Genomic DNA, 894 nt, shown 5'->3' with positions numbered 1-894 from the left:
TGTCAGCCTGGCGCTGTCATTCCACAACGAAGTGTCAAGAAGCGCTTAAACAGCCCGTTTTGTAAACAGCATCCAGAACAATATGAATGCTATCCTTAAGTTTTGCTGTTTGTGATGATCAACAATCCGCCCTCCTTGCCTTCGCTTGGAATGGTGGGATTGTTTCCTCAATCACATTATTTAACGGCTGAGGAAGAGAAGTATTTACACGCAGGTTCTGATGGCAACAGGCGTATGTTCTATAATGGTATTTTTACTTCACCCGATGAGGCAGCCCGTTATGCGGTCCAGTTGGCGGATAATGAGCATGAACCCCTTTATTTTACCTACCACCCCCAAGCTAAAGATAAGCTAGTAGAGTTCGGGGTAGCAATTTATGAGTATTTTGGGGGATGGAGTAATTCGATCAAGAAATTCCAAGATTTTGCCTCTCGTTATGGTAATGATGGGGCGATTGTTAGTGCGCATAGTCGTGGTAGCTTAACAGTAGGCAATGGACTACGTGACTTTGAAAAGCGCGGCATCCACGGTATAGCAGAAAAAACAGATATTTATCTTTATGGACCAGCGGATCATGCTCAATCGATAGCGAATGCATTATATGTCGTAAGCGATGTCAAAAATGATCATGTTTACTTACAAAGCCATGCATTTGACCCTATTAGTACTTTGTTTGGTTACAATTCACCTACTTTTTATAAAGTACCTTTAAATCTAGATGTTTCACTTTTGGAGAAAGGTATAAAAAATCCTTTATATATGACGCTGTTTGTATGAAGCAGTTTATGGACTAAAGGAAGCTCTCCATTGATAAAAGGGAGGAGGGCGTTAGGCCATTGTGGTCCTAATCACCATAATTGTTATTGTGATGCAAGTAAAGCGTGTAAAACTAAT

Annotated in this window: 1 protein-coding gene; it reads left to right on the top strand. The window is 40.8% G+C overall.

Features of this window, described 5'->3' with window-relative positions; genetic code table 11:
* The first annotated feature begins 114 nt into the window (after positions 1-114).
* The gene (locus J7R13_RS08520) at positions 115-777 is read left to right on the top strand and encodes a hypothetical protein (protein WP_208438284.1); all 663 of its coding nucleotides are present in this window, start codon (positions 115-117) and stop codon (positions 775-777) included.
* Positions 778-894 lie beyond the last annotated feature (117 nt).

Source organism: Bartonella taylorii 8TBB, from assembly GCF_902825155.1.
Classification (GTDB): Bacteria; Pseudomonadota; Alphaproteobacteria; order Rhizobiales; family Rhizobiaceae; genus Bartonella; species Bartonella taylorii_A.
This window is presented reverse-complemented; position numbering and strand designations above follow the sequence as displayed.

Coding starts and splice junctions, on each gene's coding strand:
- J7R13_RS08520 (WP_208438284.1), top strand. CDS start 115: ATGATCAACAATCCGCCCTCCTTGCCTTCGCTTGGAATGGTGGGATTG.